We start from the raw sequence: 1,568 nt of genomic DNA, 5'->3' as shown, positions 1-1,568 counted from the left end.
GCGCTTTTGGCGCAAACGCAGGCGGCCTTGAGCGAACATCAGGCGGCGCTGGCGACGTCGGAAGAGGCGCGGCGTCGGTTGGAGGTCATTCTCGGCGAATTGCGACGCGAGAAGTTCGGCGCGACGTCCGAGAAGCTGCGGCCAGATCAGTATCACTTGCCGCTGGAAGACGTGGAGATCGCGCAAGGCATCCTGGACGCGGCGCAGGAGAGAGCCGAGGCTGTGATCAAGGGCCGATCGCGGAGCGCGCCGGATCAAGGTTCTCATCGCAACCGCGGCTGCCTGCCTGCCCATTTGCCGCGGGTGGAACGGATCATCGAGCCTGCGAGTACGCTTTGCCCGTGCGGTTGCGGCGCCATGACGAAGATCGGCGAGGACGTCAGCCAGCGCCTCGACGTGATCCCGGCGCAATGGCGCGTGCTGATCACACGCCGCCCAAAATACATCTGTCGCCGCTGCTCCGGCCCCGTCGTGCAGGCGCACGCACCGGAGCACGTCGTGCCCGGCGGGCTGCCGACCGAAGCGGCCATCGCGCATGTGATCGTCTCCAAATTTGGCGACCATACGCCATTTTACCGTCAGGCCGAGATCTATGCGCGCCAGGGCATCCGGCTTGATCGGGCGACACTGGGCAACTGGTCCGGCCGCGCCTGCTTCCATCTTCAGCCCATCGCGGAACACATGCGCCACCACCTGGCCATGGCGGATCGGCTGTTCATGGACGAGACCAAGGCGCCGGTACTCGATCCGGGGCGCGGCCAAACGAAGAAAGGCTACTTCTGGGCGATTGCCTCAGACGACCGCGGCCACAGCGGCCCAAGTCCGCCGATCGTGCTGTTCCGATATGCCCCCAGTCGCAGCGGTGCCTTCGCTGAGCAGTTCCTAGATGGCTTTGGCGGACGCTTCCTGCAATGCGATGCCTATGACGGTTATGATCGACTGACCGAAGTCGCTCGACTGCAAGGGCCTTGGACGCTCGTGCATTGCTGGAGCCACTTGCGCCGACGCTTCGTCAAATTGGCCCGCAATAGCAAATCGCCGATCGCCGAGGCCGCCATTCGGCACATCGCACAGCTTTACGCCATCGAAGCCATGGTGCGCGGTGCATCGCCGGACATCCGGCTCGCCGCACGAAAGGAGCATTCGTTGGCTCTCGTCGCCGCTTTGAAAATGTGGTTCGAGAAGCAGCTGTCGATGATCTCCAGCGGTTCGACGCTCGCCGAGGACATCCGCTACGCGCTCAATCACTGGCAAGGTCTGACCCGCTTCCTCGAAGACGGGCGCCTCGAGCTCGACACCAACCCTGTCGAGAACGCCATCCGGCCAGTCTGCCTGACCAGAAAAAATGCGCTCTTCGCCGGTCATGAGGTCGGAGCCGAAAACTGGGCCTTGCTCGCCTCGATCGTCGCCACCTGCAAGCTCAACGACGTCAACCCGGCCGCCTACATCGCCGAAACACTCGAGACGATCATCGACGGCCATCCCCATAGCCGCATCGAAGACCTCATGCCGTGGCGATTCCGCAAAACGTCAAGCCAGCCTCAATAGGGTTGCGGCTAAGCGCTTAC

1 protein-coding gene is annotated in these 1,568 nt (G+C 63.4%); it reads left to right on the top strand.

Annotation, left to right across the window (positions count from 1 at the left end):
• Nucleotides 1-6: 6 nt before the first annotated feature.
• Nucleotides 7-1,548: an IS66 family transposase gene (locus IVB36_RS25400; protein ID WP_247393297.1), complete on the top strand. Its 1,542-nt coding sequence runs from the start codon at nucleotides 7-9 to the stop codon at nucleotides 1,546-1,548.
• Nucleotides 1,549-1,568: the final 20 nt, after the last annotated feature.

The organism is Bradyrhizobium sp. 35, from assembly GCF_023073215.1.
Classification (GTDB): domain Bacteria; phylum Pseudomonadota; class Alphaproteobacteria; order Rhizobiales; family Xanthobacteraceae; genus Bradyrhizobium; species Bradyrhizobium canariense_D.
The sequence above is the reverse complement of the archived record's forward strand: the minus strand, read 5'-3'. Positions and strand labels throughout refer to the sequence as shown.